Below are 20807 nucleotides of genomic sequence, written 5' to 3'. Positions count from 1 at the left end.
GAAGCCTGCGGATGGACGCCTTTATCCAAAGCACTGATCCCACCGCCATTGGCGGGCGCAATGCATACTCTCTGTAAGGTTAAAGCAAAGGGTGTGCCAGTTTTTTCAACGCCGTCAATGGCGGTTCACCGGCCTCCCTCTGCTGAAAATCTGACCGTTTTTGCACGTTTGTGACGCAGGTTGCGCACGGCGGTTGTGCAGCTACCTCTTCCGGGTTAGCTGCGCAGCGTCGCGGCGACCGCCAGCACCGCCTGCGCGATCTCCACGATCCGCCTGTTCTGATTCATGGCACTTTTGCGCAGCGCCTGCCACGCGGCCTCTTCGCTGAAACCCTGCTGCTGCATCAGCCAGTGTTTGGCCTGATCGACCACCCGCCGCTCGTCGAGAGAGGCGCGCATCGATGCCAGCTCATCCGCCTGCTGCTGCAGACGCTGCGACTGCTCGCTAATCAGCGACAGCACCGAGCGCCCGAGCTGGGGTGCCAGTCCGTCACTGTCGAGCGCCGCCGCGCCGGGCAGCCAGTCAGCGCCGGAAACATAGAGCGCAAAGGTGCTCTCCCCCTGGACAACCTGCCCTGTCGCCTGCTGCTGCGCCTGATCGATGGCCGCGCGACAGCGCTGCATCAGCGTGGCCGTCAGGGCATCCTCCAGCGTTTTCATCTGATCCAGCCGCTCTGAGAGCAGAGAAAACCAGTGCAGTGCACCGTTCTCCTCACAGGGGCCACCGGTGCAGGCGATACGCCGCAGACGTTCGATGTCCCGGCTGGCCTGAGCCAGCGGCTGCCAGCGTTCACAGGCGGTGCTGTCGGCAAACTGCCGGAAGGTGGTAAAACTCTGCTCCTGCGCCGCAATCAGCGCCACCATCTGGCTGCGCTGCCCGTCGGTAAACTGTCGCGCCGCAAAACCGGCGGAACCGATAGCCCGCTCCTGCCCGGCCAGCTCTTTGCCCTGCATAAAACTGAACAGGGCGATCAGCGCGCGGGAGATGTCGGGATGGCTGGCGGTGTCGGCTGCTTCAAACACCAGAATCAGTAAGGTGCGGATCACCTGATTAAAGGCGGCCATTGCGGCGGCCTGCTCACGTTCACGCAGGCTGATCTGCTGACGCAGCGCGGGTAACCCCTCCAGCGCCTGCAGGGCAGTGGCAATCAGGTTGCAGAAGCGGCTGAAGCCAGGCTGGGCCACGGCGGGCGGAAGGGCCTGATAGAATTGCTGCAGCGCCTCACTCACCGCCTGCTGACGGGCGCCTCGCTCTGCGCAGAACAGCGCACCGTCCGAACAGAGCCAGAGGTTAGTGGCGCCGCGTTCCCGCTGCAGCCGATGAACCAGTTCGCTGACGGCAGCCATCAGCTCGCCGGTCTGAAGCAGCCGCTGCAGGCTGGCGATATCGCTCTCACGTGAAGCCTGCAGCCAGGCCAGGGCGTCAGCCATTTTTCATCTCTCCGCGCCGTAAAATCCTTCTGAAGCAAAAGGCGTGCCGCTTTCCGAAAAAAAGCGGCATAAACCGCCCCGGAAATTCTGATTTTGAAAAGATTCTTTTCCTGCGCCGGGAAAATTTTCCGGCAACAAAAGGTTAGTGATACTTAATAGTTTCCCATCGAACCCATTGCGTGTCAGAATGGGAAGCCACGTTATCAATCAGTTTGTCTGTGCGATCATTCAGTTCGCTTTAACTATCACTTTATTCGCGGCTTTTTTCAGGGCGTATCACGCCCCGGAACCGCCCGCTATCACGCATCGGCAGCAGGCGCAATGGTTTGAAATCTCAAAAGTCTTAGGTAGACTAAACGCGTTACTATCCCGATGTAATCTGACCGTTTTTTAACAAACAGATTTTCAGCACGATGCGGCGCCTGAATCAGCGTTTTCTGCATCGGGCCTGGCAATATGCAGATACTTTGATGAGATCACGAGGAACATGGTGAAAAAGAGTCTTGCGTTAACACTGCTGGCGGTACTTACCCTGGCAGGCTGTAAGGCCCCGCCGCCGCCCGTCACTGACGATACGCTGGTCACCAGCGAAATTAACGGCGTCAAACTGGTCCATCGACACGCTGTCGCGGCACCCACTGCCTTTGAGCCGGTCAATCAGACCTGGCGTGCGCTTTATGGCGCCTCCGTGATGACCTCACCCGACTACGGCGGCAAGGTGGTTCGCTATCTCGAAACGGGTAAACCGTTTGAAGTATTAGGCAATGTAGAACACAGCTGGCTGGCGATTGCTGACCAGGCTGATGGCCCGTTAATCGGTTACGTCCCACTGAAAGCGGGCGTGGAGAGCAGTCGTTACGACGCCACCGTGCAGAGCGATCGCCCCCGTCCCCGCAAAGCGAAACAGGTCTGTGTGGCCGTCGGCGGCGCCAGCAAAGCCTGCCGCACTAACGATACCGCGACCTGGATCTTAGACTGACTATGAAATCCGGCGCATATTGCCCGCAGCACCGTCCCGTGCTGCGGGCACAGGCATTTGCCATTAGCTGGAAGATCACACTGTAATGACTGTGGAATCCCCTGCGCGTGAGGCGTCCCCCTCAGGCAATGAGAATCTGTTACTTCAGGCTGCAGCCCCCCTGCTGAACGCGGTGGTGCAGATTCGTCAGGCAGCCACCCATGACGACCCTGCCGGGCTGCGTCAGTCTCTGATCGATGAAATCCGCCAGTTCGAACAGCGCTGTAAACAGGCCGGACTGCCGTTTGAGATGATTATCGGCGCGCGTTACTGCATCTGCAGCGCGCTGGATGAAGCGGCAGCCCAGACCCCCTGGGGCACCCGCGGCGTCTGGTCGGGCAACGGCATGCTGGTCACCTTTCATAATGAAAGCTGGGGCGGCGAGAAAGTTTTTCAGCTGCTGTCACGCATTTCGCAGAGCCCGCAACAGCACCTCTGGCTGCTGGAGGTGGTTCACTACTGCCTGCTGCTGGGCTATGAGGGGCGCTATCGCGGCAGCGAAAATGGCCGAACCCAGTGCGACGGCATCCGTAAACGCTTGAAAATCCTGATAGATGAAACTCGCGCGCAGCGCGAATCCCCGCAACCGCCGCTGGTGGAGGTGCATCCGCTGGTGAGCACCCTCGCCCGCCCGATGGTGCCGCTCTGGGCGTGCGCCATGCTGGTCGCGCTGGTCGGCTGCCTGATCTACAGTGGCCTGAACTGGCGACTCGGCAATGCGGCAGAGCCGCTGCTGCGCACCATTTATCAGACGCCGCTGCCGCAGATCACCGCCGGACGCCGCCCCTCTTCGCCGCAGGCGCTGCTCGATCTGCGTCAGCGCCTGAACGATGTCATCGCGGCCGGTCAGCTCGAAGTCAGCGACGGCGCCTTTGGCAGTAAAGTGATTATCCCGGCGGATAAACTGTTTGCCCAGCAGGGCACGGTCATCAATCCGGTAGGCCGGGCGCTGCTGGCCCGTGTCTCAACCGCGATGAATGATGTGAAAGGCACCATTCTGGTGTCGGTGTTCACCGACGATCATCCGGTGGATAACAGCCGCTTTGCCTCCAGCTACGAGTTCTCCTTTGCCCGCGCCCGTGCCATCACCCAGCTTCTGCAGGTGCAGCTGGCTGACGGCCATACGGTTCGCTCTGAAGGCCGCGGCGACAGCGACCCGCTGCTGCCCAACGACAGCAGCGAAAACCGGACCCGCAACCGCCGCGTAGAGATCACCCTTTTTGCCGCGCCTGAAACGCTCAGTAATCACCAGGGAGCCCGATAATGCGCGCCTCACTTCGTCTGTTGTTAACCCACCGCCTGCTGTGGAGTTTTATCGGCGTCACGGCGCTGAGCTGCCTGGTCTGGATGCTGGGGCCGTTCTGGACATGGGATGAGTCACGTCCTCTGGAACCGGCTCTGCCCCGCCAGCTCACCGTCGGCGCACTCTTTTTTCTCTGGATCCTGTTCCAGCTGATCCCGTCACTCTATCGCGCCTGGTTTAACAGCCGCCTGCTGACGCAGCTCCAGCTGGCCGACAATGAAGATCCGGCCGAGCGTCAGATGACCGAAGAGCGGCTTAATCAGCGCTTCAGTGAAGCCGTGATGCAGCTGAAACGCACGCAGTTTGGCCGCCGCCACAGTGGCGGCTGGCTGGCGCGCGTTAACGCCAGCTACCTCTATCAGCTTCCCTGGTATCTGGTGATGGGGGCGCCCGGTGCCGGTAAGACCACCGCGCTGCTGAATGCGGGACTGGACTTTCCGCTGACCGACACGCTGGGAAAAAATGCCATTCGCGGCGTCGGCGGCACCCGCAACTGTGACTGGTGGTTTACCGACAGCGCCGTGCTGATTGATACCGCCGGTCGCTATGCGCTGCAGGAGAGCCAGCGCGTGCGCGACGCCGCGGAGTGGCACAGTTTTATCAATCTGCTCAAACGCTACCGCACCCGCCAGCCGATTAACGGCGTCATTATGACCATCAGCGTCGCCGACCTGCTGAGTGACTCAGCCGAGGCGCGTTTCGCTCAGGCAAGTGCCCTGCGTGAGCGCATGGCCGAACTGCATCAGCAGACCGGCATTCATTTCCCGGTCTATGTGATGGTGACCAAAACCGACCTGCTGAAAGGCTTTATGAGCTATTTTGGCTCGATGGATAAGGCGCGGCGTGACGCCATCTGGGGCTTCACGTTTAACCGTGAACCGGGCAAATCGTCAAAGAGTGACTGGCATCACCACTTTGGTCAGCAGTTTCAGCGGCTGGAGCAGCAGCTTCAGCAGCAGCTGGCGGATCAGATGACCCAGGAGCGCGACCTGAACCAGCGCGCGGAGTGTTTCCTCTTCCCGCAGGAGTTCGCCTCACTGCGCCCGCTGCTGAACGAATATCTGGATATCGTCTTTTCTGATCATCAGGATGCGGTGGCCTGGAGTCCGCGTGGCCTCTTCTTCACCAGCGGCACCCAGGAGGGGCTGCCCTTTGATCGGGTGATGGGTGAACTGAGCCGTAAGCTGCAGTTGCGCCAGGCGGGCGATCACTCCATCGCGGCGTGGGACAGCGTTAACCGCAGCCGCCCCATCCCCGGCAACAAAGGTCAGAGCTTCTTTATCCGCGATCTGCTGAGCGATCTGATTTTTAAAGAGAGCGGCCTGGCGGGCAGCAATCGCCGCTGGGAGTACCGCAATCAGCTGTTCCACTGGATTGGCTACGGTGTGCTGGCGGGCGCGCTGTTGATCGCCTCCAGCCTGTGGTGCCTCAGCTACTATCAGAATCAGCACTATCTGCAGGAGGTGGCGGCACGGGTGCCGGCCATCCGGTCGCAGAGTCAGCAGGTCATTCATCAGCCTGCAGATAATATTTTTGATCTGCTACCCTTTCTGAATAACCTGGTGAAGCTGCCGCTCTCGCCGCGTTTTTCTCTCGATAATCCACCGCTTACTATGCGGGCGGGCTTATATCGCGGGAGTCAGGTGAGCGATGCGGCCTGGGTGCTGTATCAGAATGCGCTCAAGTCGCTGCTGCTGCCGCGCGTGGCCCAGCAGATCACCAATATCCTGCGCAACGATCCGGGTGACGATAACGCCTACAGCCGCAATGCGCTGCGCGCTTATCAGATGCTCTATCAGCCGCGTAATTATGATGGCGAATTTTTACGGGCCTGGCTGCTGCAGAACTTACAGCGCTCGCTGCCCGATTCGGTCAGCGCCCGCGACCTTCAGCAGCTCGACTGGCACCTGAGCCAGCTGCTGGATCAGCAGATTCAGTCGTCGCCCTATGCCCGCGACAACGCCCTGATGATGCGTAAACTGGCGGAAAATCTGAACATTGCGGGCCAGTCGGGTCCGGTGCTGGCGGCGACGCCCCGGCACGCTGCCCCGCAATTTTCCTCGCATAGCGAGTAATGGTGAGGTAAACATGGCTGCTTACACGGCCCCCGGCTGGTATGGCAAGCTGCCGTCGACCGGTGACTTTCTGCACCATCGACTGAGCGAACAGCAGATTAGCCCCTGGAATCACTGGTTTCAGCAGGGACTGATGCACTGGCACCAGCAGGCGTATGCGATCAGTGCGAACTTTCTCCACGCGCCGGTGTGGAACTTTGTTCTGCCGGTGACGGCCACCCGGCCACAGATACAGATGGGCTGCCTGCTGCCCTCCTGTGACCGCGTCGGACGCGCCTGGCCGCTGCTGGCCCTGCACAGTTTTCCGCTGGCGCAGTGGCATCCGGCGCAGCTGCGGATCTCCGGTGACTGGTTTCAGGATCTGGGCGCCACGCTGTTACGGGCGGTGCAGACGCCGCTGAACGGCGAGCAGCTGGAGCAGGCGATTCAGGCGCTGCCCCCGCTGCTGGTGCCCGCCCGCAAGCCGTCTGAAATCATGGATGTGATCGGTTTTCAGGACCTGCCCTGCACGCTGAGCTGGCGTGAAGTGGCGGAGCGCTTCGACCCGCAGCAGCATATGAGCTACTGGTGGAGTAATCGCAGTGACGGGTTTGTGCATGCGACCCACAAGCATAGCGGCAACCTCACCGCGCAACTGTTTTCGTTACTGTTCAACCCGGCGGCAGGTTCACAGCCGGGACGTAATGGCCTCTATCCGCCGATGTTCGAATGAGGCCGGATGCGTTTGCCGTTTAATCTGGGATAACTCATGCAATTTACCATTGTGCAGTGCACTACGGATGTTCCGGTCAAAAGCGTCGCGTTTCAGCCGCCTGGCGGCACCATTGGCCGCAGTCAGGATAATGATCTGGTGCTGCCCGATGAGACGCGCGCCATTTCGCGTCTGCAGGCGCTGGTTCATCTGTCGCAGGAGGGCGAGTGTCGCCTGACCAATCAGGGCAGCGTGACGCCAGTGGAGCACAACGGCATTACCCTGGGACGCGGCATGCAGGTGCTGCTGAAACATGGCGATGCGCTGCGGATCGGCGACTATGCGCTGGAAGTGCGCGATCCTGCCTGCCACGCCGCCCAGAGCGATCCGCTGGCGCTGTTTGCCGGTGACAGTGCACAGCCCGCCAATCCGCTCGGCATTCACGAACATCACGACATTGAGGCGCGGCTGCTGGTCAGCGAGGCGGTGCCCGCCCGCCACGAACGTCACAGCGATGCGCGGCTGGCCATCGACCCGCAGGCGAGTGAGCCACGCCGCACCCTGACAGCCCAGCCGGTGGATCAGGATCGGCTCATCGCCGCGCTGCTGGACGGTATGGGGCTGAGCAACGGGCACGCTACACCAATTGATGAAGAGCAGATGCGGATTACGGGCCGGATGCTGAGCCTCTTCTCGCAGGGCACGGTCGCGCTGCTCTCCTCACGCTCCATTCTCAAGCGCGGCGTGAAGGCAGACATGACGATGATCCTCAACGAGGCCAACAACCCGTTTAAGATCCTGCCCTCCGGGAAGACCGTGCTGATGCAGATGTATCAGAGCCAGATGCCGGGCTTTATGCCGCCGGAACAGGCGGTGCGCGATGCGCTGGTCGATCTGCAGGCCCACCAGCTGGGCATGATTGCCGGCATCCGCGCCATCATCGCCGCGATGCTGCAATCCTTTAATCCGCAGCGGCTGGAGGAGCAGGCGCGCGCCGACGGCGTGGTCTCTAAACTGCCCTTCTCCACCGTGAAGAAAGCGGCGCTGTGGGACTACTTTACCCGTAACTATCAGCGCACCGCCGGGGAGATCGAGGATGATTTCCATACGCTGTTTGGCGAAGCGTTTCTTCATGCTTATGACATGGAAGTTAACCAGTATAAGGATTCTCAGACGCGGGTAGATGAAGCATGAAGATTGTGTTTGCCAGTCGCTGCCAGCAGGGACTTCGCGATGAGAATCAGGATCGCACCGGTGCTGAACTGGATGATCATAAAGCCTGTTTTGTGGTCTGCGATGGCGTCGCCGGTCTGCCGGGCGGCGAGATGGCGGCTCAGCTGGTGCGCGACACCCTGCTGAGTCAGTTGCAGGCGTACGACGCCTTTACCCCGGAAATCACCCATCAGGCGATTGAGCAGTGCCGTCTGGCGCTGCATGAGGCACAGGGTAAAAATCCGAAATTTTCACGCATGAGCACCACGCTGGCGGCCCTGTTTATAGACCGTAAAAAACAGCGTGCATGGTGGGCTCATGCGGGTGACAGCCGGGTTTACCACTTCCGCCGGGGGGTGCTCAACGAGGTGACCCGTGACCACAGTCTGGCGCAGCAGCTGAAAGAAGCAGGCTATGAAAATACCGGCATTAACAGTAATTTACTTTATAATGCGCTCGGCGCTGAGCCGCCTCGCTTAGTGAGCTTTTCACAGGAGATGGCGCTGGAGGATGGTGACGCCTTTCTGGTCTGTACCGACGGCTTCTGGCTGAATCTGACCACCGGCGAAATGGAACAGGCGCTGCGCATGGTGAATGCCTGCGAAGAGTGGCTGGCGCTGATGGAGCAGGCGGTCAGCCGCAACGTTAAAAAAGATAATCTCAGCGCACTGGCGGTCTGGATTGGTGAGCCGGAAGAGGCCACGCTGCTCTATTCACTGGCTGATTCGGCGCGCTTTCTGCCGCCTCGTTTTTGATTCCAAGGATCCTTATGAAACTGTGGTTGCCCGGCATCATCACTCTGCTGATTGCCTTTCACGCCCAGGCTGAAAATTATCGTGTGGTCTACTCCCCCAGCCTGGAGCTGGAGGTTTATATCGATGATGTGGTCAGCAAAGCGCCTGACGACTGGTGTAAAGAGACGCTGCCGCTGCGCATCGTCTCTGGCAAGAGTAAGGATTCGGCGGTGCTGACCACCTTTTTGCCGCGCGTTGGCACCCTGCTCGCCAACCAGTGCGGCCTGCTGGATGTGCTGCCCTGGCAGATGACCAGTAAAGAGGGAAGCGTGCTGGCCAGCGGCAGCGCCAGCAAGCTGCAGAACTGGCGGCCTATCGTGATGGCTGATGCCACCGCCAGCGCCAGTGAGAGCAACGCCGCGCCGCTGGACCTGTCGCGGCCGGCTGACAGCACGCCGCTGCAACACTTTGATCTGCCCAGCGGCTGTCATTTTCGTACCGCCTGGGATGAACATGCTCACACCCTGTTCATCCCGGACGTCAGCAAGCAGCAGTGCTCGCCGGATGGCTGGGCAGAAGGCAAAAGTGAGATGACGCTGGTTACACCGGATCAGAAGACGCCGGTCGCCGTCACCTTCTATCAGGGCTATCCCATCGCCAACCTGACGATCCCGGACAGCCGGCTGGAAGTGATTGCCGCCAATAATCAGCGCATGATCGTGACCCGGGCGGATGCCGCAGAGAGCTGGCTGGTGCTGCCCTTTGATGACCAGCATCACGTCTGGCGCTTCAACGGGGCGCTGTTAATTAAAATGGATAAGAATGCTGCGCAGCAGAGTGCTGACGCTGTGAAATCGCGGGTCGATACCTTGCGCAGCCAGTGGGCGCCCTATTTCATGCCACAGCAAAAAGTGAATGTGTTACTCATCGACACCCTGCACGCGGATCTGGTTGATCCTGCCATTGGTGCCTGGCGTAACATCAATTAATTACCGCGCAGCCTGGCGAGCAGGCCGTGTACAGAGAGTTCACTATGTCGGCAAATGAAAATCCGAAAACCGTTCCGAATGCCCTGCCTGACGGATACCGTTTTAACGAGTTTGAGATCAAGGAAGTGATTGGCGGCGGCGGCTTCGGCATCGTCTATCGCGCCTGGGATCATCAGCTTGAACGCACCATCGCCATTAAAGAGTATATGCCGGTGTCGCTGGCCGTCCGTGCTGCGGATCTCACCCTGGAATTGCGCGGTGAGCGTTTTCAGAAGCTGTTTAATGCCGGTCTGAACAGCTTTATTCAGGAAGCGCGCCTGCTGGCCCGCTTTAACCATCCAGGCCTGCTGCACGTGCTGCGCTTTTGGGAGCAGAACGGCACGGCCTATATGGGCACGCTCTATTACAGCGGCATGACCCTGAAGGAGTGGCAGCTCACCAGCCCGGAGTCGATCTCTGAAGCCTGGATACGCCGCCTGCTGCCTCCGCTGCTGGGGGCGATCAGCACCATTCATCAGGCGGGCTATCTGCATCGCGATATCTCGCTCGACAATATCCAGATTCAGGAGAATCAGCTGCCGGTGCTGCTCGATTTCGGCTCGGCGCGCAAAGAGATTGGCAACCTCTCTGATGAAACGGAAATCATGCTCAAACCCGGCTTTGCGCCGATTGAGCAGTACAGCGAAGAGGGGGAGGTTGAACAGGGCCCGTGGACCGACATCTACGCGCTGGGCGCGGTGCTGCACAGCCTGATTACCCATAATCCGCCGCCGGTCAGCGTGGTGCGCTGTATTGAAGATAACTATCAGCCGCTGGTGGAACGCCAGCCGGAGGGCTACTCGCTGCCGCTGCTCCATGCGATTGACTGCGCGCTGGCGATGAAGCCGGGCGATCGCCCGCAGACGATTGATGCCTTTGCGGCGCTGATTGATCTGCCGGTCAGCGATGTGGAAGCCGTGGTCAACAGCTTCCCGGTTCCCGGTGAACCGCCTGCTGCGCGGGTGGAGGAGCCGGTCGAGGCCGCGCCGCCGGTGGTGATGGCCATGAATCACGCCGCGGCGTCGGCTGAACCGGTGACACCGCGCACGACGCGCCGGCTGTCGCCCGCCCTGCTGGCACTGGCTGCGGTGGCGGTGCTGGCGACCGGGGCCGCCGTCTGGCTGGCGAACCGTCACAGCGCCGCGCCGGAAGCGGCAGACTCCTCAGCGGTCGTCACGCAGGCGCCCGCCTCTGCGCCGTCAGCGGCCGCCGTTCCCGCCGCGCTGGCAACCGTCTACCTTAAGCTGGAGAGCGGCGAAAGCGTGGTGCTCAACGGCCAGCCGGTGGAGGTCAAACCCGGCAGCAGTGGCTTTGCCGCGCTGAACCTGGCGGCGGGTCAGTATAAAATCGATATTCACAATGGCAGCGTGACCCACTCTCAGTCCCTGACCATTGATAAGCCCGGCACCTGGCTGATCAATCCAGGTAACTGAGTTTCGCGGGCTTGCAGCAGAAAAGAGAAAGGGCGCACGAGGATGCGCCCTTTCTCTGTTAAGAAGGAAAGCGGTGTGTCAGGCCTGTTTCAGGCAGGTTTGCTGTAAGGTCCGCACCTGATGCGCCAGTCGGCTCAGCCCCTCCTCCTCCATGCCGCGGCGGGTCAGCTCCTCCTCCAGGGCAAACAGATACTGCGCATTCGAGCCGAGCGGGCCGCTGGCCACGGCAATTAACGGCGCAACCGCATCCGGACAGGAGTCCGACTCATACAAAGGATGACGCGGGTCCATAATAAAGGTCAGCGCCGTGACGCTGCGGCCATCATCCAGCTGGAGCTCACACCAGGTAGGCAGGTAGCAGCCGGTGACCATCTCACGCTTCCACAGCAGCGTCAGCTCTTCATGCAGGCGCGCTTCCGGCAGGCGAAAGGCCAGGCCGCTGGTTCTGCCGCCCTGCTTCAGCGCCAGCATGCGACCGGGATGGGAAGCGGTGCCGCGACCGGCAATCAGTCGCAGACAGAACGCGCGATGCCAGCCTTCCAGCGAACCGGACGCGACCTCATCCGCCTCAAAGATTGGATTCCACATCAGCGAGCCATAGCCAAAAATCCAGACCGGGCTGTGATCGGGACGGCAGGCCAGCGTGGCGGCCAGCGACGCCGCACGCTGCTCGCAACTCCAGAGCAGCGTCTCTTCGATATCCCCGAACGACGTTTTACAATCCGCTTTTAACAGAAATTCCCGGGTAAGCAATGCGACCTCCTCAACATCAACGGCGTCCTGCGCACCAGCTCCTGTCACCTGATCGCCAGAGGCTTCTGGCGTTTCGGTCATGAAATTGACATTAATCTATTTTCGCGCGGGGTTTCAAGCGTGAGGCGGGTCGCAGCTTAAAAAAAACCAGATAAACCTGATAGCGCAGACGAAAAAAAGCGCCAGCTGATGCCGGCCCTCAGGCGGTGCGGAGAAGCAGCAGGGTTAATGCTTCGGATGCCACTTGTCGTCATCGCCCTTTTCATACTCTTTTTTGACGGCGGACCAGGCCACTTTATGTGCCACCTCTTCCCGCGAATCATCGCCGCGTCGATCTTCCGCCTCTTTATACTGATCCCAGGCGCTGTTGAACGCCTGCTGATAGATATCCTGGGCGTGGGCGGGCAGAACGTGTTTAACGTTGTCAGGTAAATCACTTCGGCTGGCGTAAGGCATAACGGCTCCTCTGTTGACGGATTCCTGTTAAGCCTGGCGCAACTGCGCAAAATTTCAAATCGTCACTTATCCCTGTTTCAGTCTGGAAACTGCCTGCAGGCGCAACAAAGGCAAATTAACTGCGGATTTTCAGGCACAGAATGCCAGGATGGTCTGGCTGATCGGGAATGTTGCAGACTGATTATTATTACATTATTCGGGATAACTTCAGGTTAATGCAGCTTCAATCGTTTATTGCATTTTAGTAAAAAGCAGTAAATTTTTCCCTGCCGGGCCGGTGAAAAGATAAACTGCGCCCTGCTGCAAAACTGATTATATTTCTAACAGCAGTTCGCGCTGCGTCGGACAATCATTAACCAGAGAGGATGGTGAATGCCTTCACATGAAAAAACACGTCACAAGGAATTCTCGCTGATATTTCCGATTATCACGCTGGGTATCCTCTATTTTTTTGGTGCGCAGACCTCTTTTCCAGTGGTCGTCGGGATTAACCTGCTGGCGCTGGTCGCCATCCTGAGCAGCGCGTTCAGCGTGGTGCGTCACGCCGACGTGCTGGCTCACCGGCTTGGCGAACCCTATGGTTCCCTGATCCTGAGTCTCTCGGTGGTAATTCTTGAAGTGAGCCTGATCTCGGCGCTGATGGCCACGGGCGATGCGGCGCCGGGGCTGATGCGCGATACGCTCTACTCGATTGTCATGATCGTGACCGGCGGGCTGGTGGGCTTTGCGCTGCTGCTGGGAGGCAATAAGTTTGCGACCCAGTACGTCAATCTGGCCGGCGTGAAGCAGTATCTGATCGCGATATTCCCGCTGGCGATTCTGGTGCTGGTCTTCCCGAACGCGCTGCCCGGCGGGAATTTCTCTGTCACCCAGGCACTGCTGATTGCGGCTATTTCAGCGGCGATGTATGGCGTTTTCCTGCTGATTCAGACGAAAACCCACCAGAGCCTGTTCGTCTATGAGCATGAGGATGAGAGTGACGACGGGGACCCGCATCACGGTAAACCCTCAGCGCACAGCAGCATCTGGCACACCGTCTGGCTGATCGTACATCTGATTGCGGTCATTGCCGTGACCAAGATGAACGCGAATACGCTGGAAAGCCTGCTGACAGAGATGAATGCTCCGGCTCAGTTCACCGGCTTCCTGGTGGCCCTGCTGATCCTCTCGCCGGAAGGCCTGGGCGCAATTAAGGCGGTGCTGATGAATCAGGTGCAGCGCGCCATGAACCTCTTCTTCGGCTCCGTGCTGGCGACCATCTCCCTGACGGTGCCGGCGGTGACCATCATCGCCACCCTGACCGGACAGGAGCTGATTTTTGGTCTGGAGCCGCCGCAGATGGTGATTATGATGGCGTCCCTGATCCTGTGTCAGATCTCCTTCTCCACCGGCCGCACCAACGTCCTGAACGGCGCGGCGCATCTGGCCCTGTTTATCGGCTATCTGATGACCATCATGCTGTAACGGCACCGGACGTCAGGCGAAAAAAAAGAGCGATTTCTCGCTCTTTTTTTTATACCGCAGACTTATTTGCTGGTATCGAGTTCCGGGAAGCTTTTCACCAGATCGTCAATCGCTTTCATCTGCACCAGGAATGGCTCCAGCTTATCCAGCGGCAGTGCGGAAGGACCGTCACACAGGGCGTGGTCCGGGTCCGGATGCGCTTCGATAAACAGACCGGCAATGCCGACCGCCATACCCGCACGCGCCAGCTCACCCACCTGGGCACGACGACCGCCTGATGCCGCACCAAACGGATCGCGGGTCTGCAGCGCATGGGTCACGTCGAAAATGACCGGGCTGTTTTTGGTCACTTTCTTCATCACGTTGAAGCCAAGCATGTCCACAACCAGGTTGTCGTAGCCGAAGTTGCTGCCGCGATCGCACAGGATAACCTGCTCGTTGCCGCCTTCTGCAAACTTATCCACGATGTTACCCATCTGGCCAGGGCTGACGAACTGCGGCTTCTTGACGTTGATCACGGCGCCGGTTTTCGCCATCGCTTCCACCAGGTCAGTCTGACGCGCCAGGAAGGCGGGCAGCTGGATCACATCGACCACTTCAGAAACCGGCTGCGCCTGAGCGGCTTCATGCACATCGGTGATGATCTTCACACCGAACGTCTGCTTCAGCTCCTGGAAAATTTTCATTCCCTCTTCCAGGCCCGGGCCACGGTAAGAGTGGATCGAGGAACGGTTCGCTTTATCAAAGGACGCTTTGAATACGTAAGGAATACCCAGCTTACCGGTGACGTTCACGTAGTGTTCGCAGATACGCATCGCCAGGTCACGGGACTCCAGCACGTTCATCCCGCCAAACAGCACAAACGGCAGATCGTTTGCTACTTTGATATCACCAATACTCACGACTTTCTGTGTCATGCCCTTTCCTTTTCAGTGGGTCCGCTTAGTGCAGCGTGACCTGTTTTTGTTCGATTGCATGAATCTGAACTTTGATCATTTCGCTGACCGGGTCTTCAGGACACTGCTCAACGAAGTACGTTAAATCATTCAGCGCGATATGTTCGCACTCCAGCTGCGCGTAAATCAGACCGCGATCGCGGATCTCATAGGGATCGTCAGGGTCGATACGCAGCAGCACCTGACTGACGTTCAGCGCCAGCTCCATCTTCTTCTCTTCCATCAGCGCCGCTTTCAGGGTATCGAGCATCTTGCGCATCACGGTGACGGTTTTGGCTTCGTCGAGATCGTCATCATACAGGCGTGCGGTCGGGCTGATATTGCCCTTGAGCCACACTTCCAGCGTGTGCCGATCGAGGGTTTCCCCGTTAAACGGATTGATCATCCACTTATCGCCATCAATCCAGTCCGCACGCAGAATCAGCTGTGTCGGGAAGATCACCGGCATCAGCGGCAGGTCCAGCTCGGCGGCGATGTGCAGCAGAATGATGCCCAGTGAGACCGCGGTGCCCTGACGGGTCCGCAGAACGTTGTCGATCCACAGCGCATCAGAGAGATTGTAGACACCGCTGGCACCGCCAAATCCCCACTGGCGATAGAAGAGCTCCAGCAGCTTTTCGAGCTGCAGATCGGCATCTTCCGTGTGGCTGACATAATCACGGGCTTCGGCGACTAACGCCGCCAGCTGCGCTTCCACCGAGATCGCCGGAAAATCGGCGCGGATGGCTTGCGTTGCGCCAATCACCGCTTCACACAGCGGTGTCTGGCTGAAATCTAATTGTTCGGTCGAGGTCATGCTATCCCCATAACGGCATTTTGGTCAGCGCCAGCGTAATGATGGTCACCAGGGCGATTAACGCCACCAGAAAAGCGATCCAGCGGGTGCGATCAGTGCGTGGACGGCGACTCAATGCCACAAATCCTAAGGCGATGTAGATGATAACCGCTAAAAGCTTCTCCGTCAGCCAGCTTCCTTGCGGTGTGAAGGGATAGAAGTGAGTAATCATCACCAGCGCGACGCCGCTCAGCAGTAACAGGGTGTCATTGACGTGCGGCAGAATGCGGACCCAGCGCCGCGTCAGCAGGGGTGAGCCGCGCCGCAGCCAGTAAAAACGCAGCAGAAACAGCGTTACGGTGATCCAGACCGTCACCAGGTGAAGATTTTTAATCAGGGGATAAAAAGCGATCATGCTGCGTCCTTTTCTCAAGCGCTTTCAGGTAAGAAGTTGTCCCAGGGTCACGCGCGGGTTGCCGCCGTAATCTTCAAGGGTTTCGACGGCCTGATAGCCGTTTTGCTGCATCAGCGCTGCCACCGCCTCGCCCTGCTGCCAGCCATGTTCCAGCAGCAGCCAGCCTCCCGGCAGCAGCCACGCGGGGGCCTGCTCGATCAGCGTGCGCAGATCGGCCAGCCCCGCTTCGTCGGCGACCAGCGCACTGCGCGGCTCAAAGCGCACGTCTCCCTGCGCAAGATGACTGTCGCTGGCATCGATATAGGGCGGGTTACTGACGATGAGCGCAAACCGCTGCGGCGGCAGGGAGCGAAACCAGTGACTGAGCAGAAAGGTGGTATTGGTGAGGTTAAGCGCCTGCGCATTCGTGCGGGCCAGCGTGACGGCGGCGTCAATCCGGTCCACGCCCGTCACCTGGCAGTCGGGACGCTCGCTGGCCAGCGCCAGTGCAATCGCCCCGGTGCCGGTGCCCATATCCAGAATCGCCGCCGGGGTGGCAGGCAGACGCGTCAGCGCCTGCTCCACCAGCAGTTCGGTATCAGGACGCGGGATCAGCGTGGCATCATTGACGCGCAGAGGCAGCGACCAGAACTCCCGTTCGCCCACCAGATGCGCCACCGGTTCGCCCCGGGCACGACGTGCCAGCAGGCTATCCAGCTGCTCGCGCTGTGCTTCCGTGAGCACGGTCTCATCGAAGGCAATCAACCAGCTGCGCGATTTACCGGTCACGAAACCTAACAGGATCTCCGCGTCACGCTTCGGGCTGTCGCCACCACACAGCGTGGCGGTCGCCTGTTTCAGCCAGTGACGAATATCCATTAATCCTGACCAGCCAGCGCCGCCAGCTGATCCGCCTGGTACTCCTGCACAATCGGTTCGATTAGGCTGTCGATTTTACCTTCCATCACTTCATCCAGACGGTAGATGGTCAGGTTGATGCGGTGATCGGTCACGCGCCCCTGTGGGAAGTTATAGGTACGGATGCGGTCGGAACGATCGCCACTGCCCAGCAGGTTGCGGCGGGTGCTGGCTTCCGCCGCGTGACGGCGGGCCATTTCGGCGGCGTGAATGCGCGCGCCCAGCACGGCCAGCGCTTTAGCTTTGTTTTTATGCTGTGAACGTTCGTCCTGACACTCCACCACGATGCCGGTTGGCAGGTGGGTAATACGAATCGCGGAGTCGGTGGTGTTGACGTGCTGACCGCCTGCGCCCGAGGAGCGGAAGGTGTCAATCTTCAGATCGCCGGCATTGATCTCCGGCAGTTCCGCTTCCGGGATCTCCGGCATTACGGCGACCGTACAGGCCGAGGTGTGGATACGACCCTGCGATTCCGTTTCCGGTACGCGCTGCACGCGGTGTCCGCCAGATTCAAACTTCATGCGGCCATAGGCACCCTCTCCGGTCACCCGGGCAATCACCTCTTTGTATCCGCCGTGCTCACCGTCGTTGGCACTGACGATCTCCACACGCCAGCGGCGGGCTTCAGCATAGCGGCTGTACATGCGGAACAGATCGCCCGCGAAGATCGCCGCTTCATCACCGCCGGTACCGGCGCGCACTTCAACGAAACAGGCGCGTTCATCATCGGGATCTTTTGGCAGCAACAGCACCTGCAGCTGCTGCTCCAGGGTTTCGCCCTTCTCGCGCGCTGCCTGTAACTCCTCCTGCGCCATGTCGCGCATTTCGGGGTCATCGAGCATCTGCTGCGCGGTTTCGATATCTTCCTGCACCTGCTGCCAGTCGCGGAAGCAACGGGTTACATCGGTCAGCTGAGCATATTCGCGTGACAGCGCACGGAAACGCTCCTGATCGGCAATCACGCCAGCATCCCCCAGCATCGCTTCCACTTCTTCGTGGCGCTCCTGCAGGGCTTCCAGCTTGGCAACTATAGAGGTCTTCATTAAATGTGGGATTCCCGTAAACAGGTGGCGACAGCAGTGTGCCTAATCGAGACCCAGGCTGTCGCGTAAAATCTGCAGGCGTTCATTATCGCCGTCGCGGGCGGCCTGCTGAAGTGATTTGGTTGGGGCATGTATTAAACGGTTGGTCAGCTTGTGCGCCAGTTCCTGCAGAACTTTCTGCGGATCGGTGCCCTGCTGCAGCGCCTGCAGCGCACGGCCTTCCAGCTCAGCGCGGATCTCATCCGCCTGAGAGCGATATTCCCGGATGGTGTTCACCGCGCCCTGCGAGCGCAGCCACGCCATAAATTCGCTGCTTTCCTGCACCACGATGCTTTCGGCCTGCACTGCCGCCGCTTTGCGCTGCGCCAGGTTCTGCTCGATAATCGCCTGCAGATCGTCCACGCTGTAGAGATAGGCATTAGGCAGATCGCCCACTTCCTGCTCAACGTCGCGCGGGACGGCAATATCCACCAGCAGCATCGGCTTATTACGACGCGCTTTCAGGGCGCGCTCCATCATCCCCTTACCGATAATCGGTAACGGACTGGCGGTGGAGGAGATAATAATGTCCGCCTCGGCCAGACGGGCGTCGATCTCCGCCAGGGTAATCACCTCGGCACCCACTTCCGACGCCAGCGTTTCGGCGCGCTCGCGGGTGCGGTTGGCGATGATCAGATTTTTGACCTGGTGTTCGCGCAGGTGGCGGGCCACCAGCTCGATAGTCTCACCGGCGCCGACCAGCATGACATTGACGGTGGAGAGTGATTCAAAGATCTGACGGGCCAGCGTACAGGCCGCGAACGCCACCGAGACGGCATTGGCACCGATGTCGGTTTCTGTGCGCACGCGTTTCGCCACCGAGAAGGTTTTCTGGAACATGCGCTCCAGTTCACTGCTCAGCGCCTGACCACGTGAGGAGTCGGCAAACGCTTTTTTCACCTGACCGAGGATCTGGGGTTCGCCCAGCACCAGGGAGTCGAGTCCGCTGGCGACCCGCATCAGGTGGCTGACCGCCTCATTATCCTGATGCCAGTAGAGGCTGTTACGCACATCCTCTTCATTCAGCTGATGATAATTGCACAGCCAGCTCACCAGACGCGCCTGTAAATCCGCCTGCTGCTCTACACTCAGGTAGAGCTCAGTCCGGTTACAGGTGGACAGCACCACACCGCTCTGCACCATTGGCTGTGACAACAGGCTGTTTAAGGCCTGCTCAAGCGTCTCCGGCCCGAACGTAACACGTTCGCGCAGAGCAATGGGGGCGGTCTTGTGGTTGATTCCGAGAGCGAGCAGCGTCATGGTGATTTTGGTTGGGATGTCCCAATAATGTCAGGGTTTTGTGAGGCGCATTCTACAAGATGCGACAGATCAAGAAAAGCCATACAAAGGCTATGACTGTAATAAGATTAACCCGATCATACGCAATTTGCTGCATAACAGCATTGACGGTTAAAACCGTGACGGTTAGCGTTATCCGTTGCCAATAATAAATGTGTCCGAGGAGATGACCACTTGATGCTTACTTCACCACGCAATCTGTTGCGCCTTTTGCCCCTTGCCAGCGTGCTGCTGGCGGCCTGTAGCGTCAACAAACCGCAGGGTCCGGGCCCCAGCGTCACCGCGCCGCAGTGGCAACAGCATCAGCAGGCGGTCTCAAAGGTCACGCACTATCAGACCCGCGGCGCCTTTGCCTACCTCTCCGACAAACAGAAAGTGTATGCCCGCTTCAACTGGCAGCAGACCGCGCCTGATCGCTATCGCCTGCTGCTGACCAATCCGCTGGGCAGCACCGAGCTGCAGCTGGATGCGCAGGGCTCGGTCGTGCAGATTGTCGATAACAAGGGCAAGCGTTACGTCAGCAACGATGCACAGAAGATGATTTCTCAGCTAACCGGCATGGACATCCCGCTGGCTAACCTGCGTCAGTGGATGATGGGTCTGCCAGGCGATGCCAGCGACTATCAGCTCAATGAGAGTTATCAGCTGCGCAGCCTGAACTACAGCCGCGACGGTCAGACCTGGCAGGTCTCCATCGCCGGTTACGACAGCAAAGTGACTCCGCCACTTCCTTCCAGCCTGGAGCTGAAAGAGGGTGACCAGCGGATTAAACTGCGCATGGACAGCTGGACCGTTCAATGATCACCCACTGGCCCGCCCCGGCAAAACTGAATCTTTTTCTCTACATTACCGGCCGTCGTCCTGACGGCTACCACAACCTGCAGACGCTGTTTCAGTTTCTCGATTACGGTGACGAGCTGCAGATTCACGCTGACCAGAGCGGTCGCATTCAGCTGCTGACGCCGCTGGCGGGTGTGGCAGACGAGGACAACCTGATTATGCGCGCCGCGAACCTGCTGAAACAGGCGGCGCTGCAGAGTAATCGCCTCTCTGCCAGCGCGGGTGCGCAGATTGCTATCGAGAAGAGACTGCCCATGGGGGGCGGCATCGGCGGCGGCTCGTCTGATGCCGCTACCGTGCTGGTGGCGCTGAATCATCTGTGGCAGACCGGCTTTTCGACGGAAGAACTGGCGGCGATGGGTGTGACGCTCGGTGCTGATGTCCCGGTGTTTGTCCACGGCTTCGCGGCGTTTGCGCAGGGCGTGGGCGAAGAGCTTCAGCCTGCCGACCCGGCTGAAAAATGGTACCTGGTTGCGCACCCCGGCGTGCATATCAGCACGCCGGTGGTGTTCGGCGATCCCGACCTGACGCGTGACACCCCAGCGCGCAGTTTATCGACACTTTTAGCCTCCCCCTTCGCCAACGATTGTGAAGCAGTGGTAAGAAAACGTTTTCGCGAGGTTGATGAGCTTGTTTCCTGGCTGCTAGAATACGCGCCGTCACGCCTGACTGGCACGGGCGCTTGTGTGTTTGCTGAATTTGACACCGAGTCTGCTGCCCGCCAGGTGCTGGAGCTTGCCCCGAATGGGGTGCGCGGATTTGTAGCCCGGGGCGTTAACGTGTCGCCGCTACAGCGTACCCTGCGAGGCGATTAGCAAAAGCGTGACAGTGTCACCACGTTCCGGACACTGCACCTTTTGCATCAACACACCCGTGTGAACGCCCATGACCGTGCACGCCGGTTACGGTCATGTCGTTCATTCTCTGGACGCAAAGCCTGAGGTTC

General features: G+C 59.4%; 20 protein-coding genes. 11 read left to right on the top strand and 9 right to left on the bottom strand.

Going from position 1 to position 20807, the window contains the following annotated elements:
• Nucleotides 1-215: 215 nt before the first annotated feature.
• Nucleotides 216-1430 (bottom strand): nitrate regulatory protein, encoded by a 1215-nt coding sequence (locus tag HFD97_RS04230; RefSeq protein ID WP_167430929.1) that lies wholly within the window; start codon nucleotides 1428-1430, stop codon nucleotides 216-218.
• A gap of 487 nt (nucleotides 1431-1917) precedes the next feature.
• On the opposite strand from HFD97_RS04230, the gene HFD97_RS04225 reads away from it, so the two are divergent.
• From HFD97_RS04225 to HFD97_RS04190, 8 genes are all read left to right on the top strand, one after another.
• On the top strand, nucleotides 1918-2409 hold the full coding sequence (locus HFD97_RS04225) for a hypothetical protein (protein WP_009090601.1): 492 nt from the start codon (nucleotides 1918-1920) through the stop codon (nucleotides 2407-2409).
• An 85-nt stretch (nucleotides 2410-2494) separates the two neighbouring features.
• Nucleotides 2495-3712 carry a type IVB secretion system protein IcmH/DotU gene (icmH, locus tag HFD97_RS04220; RefSeq protein ID WP_167430930.1) on the top strand — a complete coding sequence of 406 codons (1218 nt, stop codon included), beginning with the start codon at nucleotides 2495-2497 and terminating at the stop codon, nucleotides 3710-3712.
• The gene (gene tssM / locus HFD97_RS04215; RefSeq protein WP_167430931.1) at nucleotides 3712-5826 is read left to right on the top strand and encodes a type VI secretion system membrane subunit TssM; all 2115 of its coding nucleotides are present in this window, start codon (nucleotides 3712-3714) and stop codon (nucleotides 5824-5826) included. The genes icmH and tssM overlap by 1 nt, the downstream gene beginning before the upstream one ends.
• A gap of 13 nt (nucleotides 5827-5839) precedes the next feature.
• Nucleotides 5840-6538, top strand: a complete 699-nt coding sequence (tagF, locus tag HFD97_RS04210; protein ID WP_009090607.1) for a type VI secretion system-associated protein TagF — start codon at nucleotides 5840-5842, stop codon at nucleotides 6536-6538.
• 36 nt (nucleotides 6539-6574) lie between these two features.
• On the top strand, nucleotides 6575-7711 hold the full coding sequence (gene tagH / locus HFD97_RS04205; RefSeq protein WP_167430932.1) for a type VI secretion system-associated FHA domain protein TagH: 1137 nt from the start codon (nucleotides 6575-6577) through the stop codon (nucleotides 7709-7711).
• Complete coding sequence (locus tag HFD97_RS04200) at nucleotides 7708-8484, top strand: PP2C family serine/threonine-protein phosphatase (protein WP_009090611.1); 777 nt, start codon at nucleotides 7708-7710, stop codon at nucleotides 8482-8484. The genes tagH and HFD97_RS04200 overlap by 4 nt, the downstream gene beginning before the upstream one ends.
• 14 nt (nucleotides 8485-8498) lie before the next feature.
• Nucleotides 8499-9452 carry a hypothetical protein gene (locus HFD97_RS04195; protein WP_009090613.1) on the top strand — a complete coding sequence of 318 codons (954 nt, stop codon included), beginning with the start codon at nucleotides 8499-8501 and terminating at the stop codon, nucleotides 9450-9452.
• A 44-nt stretch (nucleotides 9453-9496) separates the two neighbouring features.
• Nucleotides 9497-10924: a serine/threonine-protein kinase gene (locus HFD97_RS04190; RefSeq protein WP_167428288.1), complete on the top strand. Its 1428-nt coding sequence runs from the start codon at nucleotides 9497-9499 to the stop codon at nucleotides 10922-10924.
• A gap of 78 nt (nucleotides 10925-11002) precedes the next feature.
• On the opposite strand, the gene HFD97_RS04185 is transcribed toward HFD97_RS04190, so the two are convergent.
• Both HFD97_RS04185 and chaB read right to left on the bottom strand, forming a co-directional pair.
• Nucleotides 11003-11677 (bottom strand): gamma-glutamylcyclotransferase, encoded by a 675-nt coding sequence (locus HFD97_RS04185; RefSeq protein ID WP_167428348.1) that lies wholly within the window; start codon nucleotides 11675-11677, stop codon nucleotides 11003-11005.
• 225 nt (nucleotides 11678-11902) lie between these two features.
• A complete protein-coding gene (gene chaB, locus HFD97_RS04180; RefSeq protein ID WP_009090618.1) occupies nucleotides 11903-12133 on the bottom strand; it encodes a putative cation transport regulator ChaB in 231 nt (76 codons plus the stop codon).
• A 372-nt stretch (nucleotides 12134-12505) separates the two neighbouring features.
• Between chaB and chaA the strand changes: the two genes are divergently transcribed.
• On the top strand, nucleotides 12506-13597 hold the full coding sequence (chaA, locus tag HFD97_RS04175) for a sodium-potassium/proton antiporter ChaA (RefSeq protein WP_009090620.1): 1092 nt from the start codon (nucleotides 12506-12508) through the stop codon (nucleotides 13595-13597).
• Between the two features lie 62 nt (nucleotides 13598-13659).
• Here chaA and kdsA read toward each other — a convergent pair whose 3' ends face one another.
• From kdsA to hemA, 6 genes are read right to left on the bottom strand one after another with little or no spacing between them, the layout of a single operon-like run.
• Nucleotides 13660-14514, bottom strand: a complete 855-nt coding sequence (kdsA, locus tag HFD97_RS04170) for a 3-deoxy-8-phosphooctulonate synthase (RefSeq protein ID WP_167430933.1) — start codon at nucleotides 14512-14514, stop codon at nucleotides 13660-13662.
• A gap of 25 nt (nucleotides 14515-14539) precedes the next feature.
• Nucleotides 14540-15349 carry an invasion regulator SirB1 gene (gene sirB1 / locus HFD97_RS04165; protein ID WP_009090623.1) on the bottom strand — a complete coding sequence of 270 codons (810 nt, stop codon included), beginning with the start codon at nucleotides 15347-15349 and terminating at the stop codon, nucleotides 14540-14542.
• 1 nt (nucleotide 15350) lies between these two features.
• Nucleotides 15351-15743 carry a SirB2 family protein gene (locus tag HFD97_RS04160; protein ID WP_009090625.1) on the bottom strand — a complete coding sequence of 131 codons (393 nt, stop codon included), beginning with the start codon at nucleotides 15741-15743 and terminating at the stop codon, nucleotides 15351-15353.
• A 24-nt stretch (nucleotides 15744-15767) separates the two neighbouring features.
• The gene (gene prmC / locus HFD97_RS04155; RefSeq protein ID WP_167430934.1) at nucleotides 15768-16601 is read right to left on the bottom strand and encodes a peptide chain release factor N(5)-glutamine methyltransferase; all 834 of its coding nucleotides are present in this window, start codon (nucleotides 16599-16601) and stop codon (nucleotides 15768-15770) included.
• A complete protein-coding gene (gene prfA / locus HFD97_RS04150) occupies nucleotides 16601-17683 on the bottom strand; it encodes a peptide chain release factor 1 (RefSeq protein WP_058956598.1) in 1083 nt (360 codons plus the stop codon). The genes prmC and prfA overlap by 1 nt, the downstream gene beginning before the upstream one ends.
• Nucleotides 17684-17725: 42 nt before the next feature.
• Nucleotides 17726-18982, bottom strand: a complete 1257-nt coding sequence (hemA, locus tag HFD97_RS04145) for a glutamyl-tRNA reductase (RefSeq protein ID WP_167430935.1) — start codon at nucleotides 18980-18982, stop codon at nucleotides 17726-17728.
• A 216-nt stretch (nucleotides 18983-19198) separates the two neighbouring features.
• Between hemA and lolB the strand changes: the two genes are divergently transcribed.
• Together lolB and ispE are read left to right on the top strand one after the other, a co-directional pair.
• Nucleotides 19199-19822: a lipoprotein insertase outer membrane protein LolB gene (gene lolB / locus HFD97_RS04140; protein ID WP_009090634.1), complete on the top strand. Its 624-nt coding sequence runs from the start codon at nucleotides 19199-19201 to the stop codon at nucleotides 19820-19822.
• Nucleotides 19819-20676, top strand: a complete 858-nt coding sequence (gene ispE, locus HFD97_RS04135) for a 4-(cytidine 5'-diphospho)-2-C-methyl-D-erythritol kinase (protein ID WP_167430936.1) — start codon at nucleotides 19819-19821, stop codon at nucleotides 20674-20676. The genes lolB and ispE overlap by 4 nt, the downstream gene beginning before the upstream one ends.
• Nucleotides 20677-20807: the final 131 nt, after the last annotated feature.

It is taken from the genome of Pantoea sp. EKM103V (assembly GCF_011800365.1).
Classification (GTDB): domain Bacteria; phylum Pseudomonadota; class Gammaproteobacteria; order Enterobacterales; family Enterobacteriaceae; genus Pantoea; species Pantoea anthophila.
The sequence above is the reverse complement of the archived record's forward strand: the minus strand, read 5'-3'. Positions and strand labels throughout refer to the sequence as shown.

Excerpts from the sequence above, each read along its gene's own strand:
- HFD97_RS04230 (WP_167430929.1), bottom strand. The coding sequence starts at position 1,430 with ATGGCTGACGCCCTGGCCTGGCTGCAGGCTTCACGTGAGAGCGATATC.
- HFD97_RS04225 (WP_009090601.1), top strand. The coding sequence starts at position 1,918 with ATGGTGAAAAAGAGTCTTGCGTTAACACTGCTGGCGGTACTTACCCTG.
- icmH (WP_167430930.1), top strand. The coding sequence starts at position 2,495 with ATGACTGTGGAATCCCCTGCGCGTGAGGCGTCCCCCTCAGGCAATGAG.
- tssM (WP_167430931.1), top strand. The coding sequence starts at position 3,712 with ATGCGCGCCTCACTTCGTCTGTTGTTAACCCACCGCCTGCTGTGGAGT.
- tagF (WP_009090607.1), top strand. The coding sequence starts at position 5,840 with ATGGCTGCTTACACGGCCCCCGGCTGGTATGGCAAGCTGCCGTCGACC.
- tagH (WP_167430932.1), top strand. The coding sequence starts at position 6,575 with ATGCAATTTACCATTGTGCAGTGCACTACGGATGTTCCGGTCAAAAGC.
- HFD97_RS04200 (WP_009090611.1), top strand. The coding sequence starts at position 7,708 with ATGAAGATTGTGTTTGCCAGTCGCTGCCAGCAGGGACTTCGCGATGAG.
- HFD97_RS04195 (WP_009090613.1), top strand. The coding sequence starts at position 8,499 with ATGAAACTGTGGTTGCCCGGCATCATCACTCTGCTGATTGCCTTTCAC.
- HFD97_RS04190 (WP_167428288.1), top strand. The coding sequence starts at position 9,497 with ATGTCGGCAAATGAAAATCCGAAAACCGTTCCGAATGCCCTGCCTGAC.
- chaB (WP_009090618.1), bottom strand. The coding sequence starts at position 12,133 with ATGCCTTACGCCAGCCGAAGTGATTTACCTGACAACGTTAAACACGTT.
- chaA (WP_009090620.1), top strand. The coding sequence starts at position 12,506 with ATGCCTTCACATGAAAAAACACGTCACAAGGAATTCTCGCTGATATTT.
- kdsA (WP_167430933.1), bottom strand. The coding sequence starts at position 14,514 with ATGACACAGAAAGTCGTGAGTATTGGTGATATCAAAGTAGCAAACGAT.
- sirB1 (WP_009090623.1), bottom strand. The coding sequence starts at position 15,349 with ATGACCTCGACCGAACAATTAGATTTCAGCCAGACACCGCTGTGTGAA.
- HFD97_RS04160 (WP_009090625.1), bottom strand. The coding sequence starts at position 15,743 with ATGATCGCTTTTTATCCCCTGATTAAAAATCTTCACCTGGTGACGGTC.
- prmC (WP_167430934.1), bottom strand. The coding sequence starts at position 16,601 with ATGGATATTCGTCACTGGCTGAAACAGGCGACCGCCACGCTGTGTGGT.
- prfA (WP_058956598.1), bottom strand. The coding sequence starts at position 17,683 with ATGAAGACCTCTATAGTTGCCAAGCTGGAAGCCCTGCAGGAGCGCCAC.
- hemA (WP_167430935.1), bottom strand. The coding sequence starts at position 18,982 with ATGACGCTGCTCGCTCTCGGAATCAACCACAAGACCGCCCCCATTGCT.
- lolB (WP_009090634.1), top strand. The coding sequence starts at position 19,199 with ATGCTTACTTCACCACGCAATCTGTTGCGCCTTTTGCCCCTTGCCAGC.
- ispE (WP_167430936.1), top strand. The coding sequence starts at position 19,819 with ATGATCACCCACTGGCCCGCCCCGGCAAAACTGAATCTTTTTCTCTAC.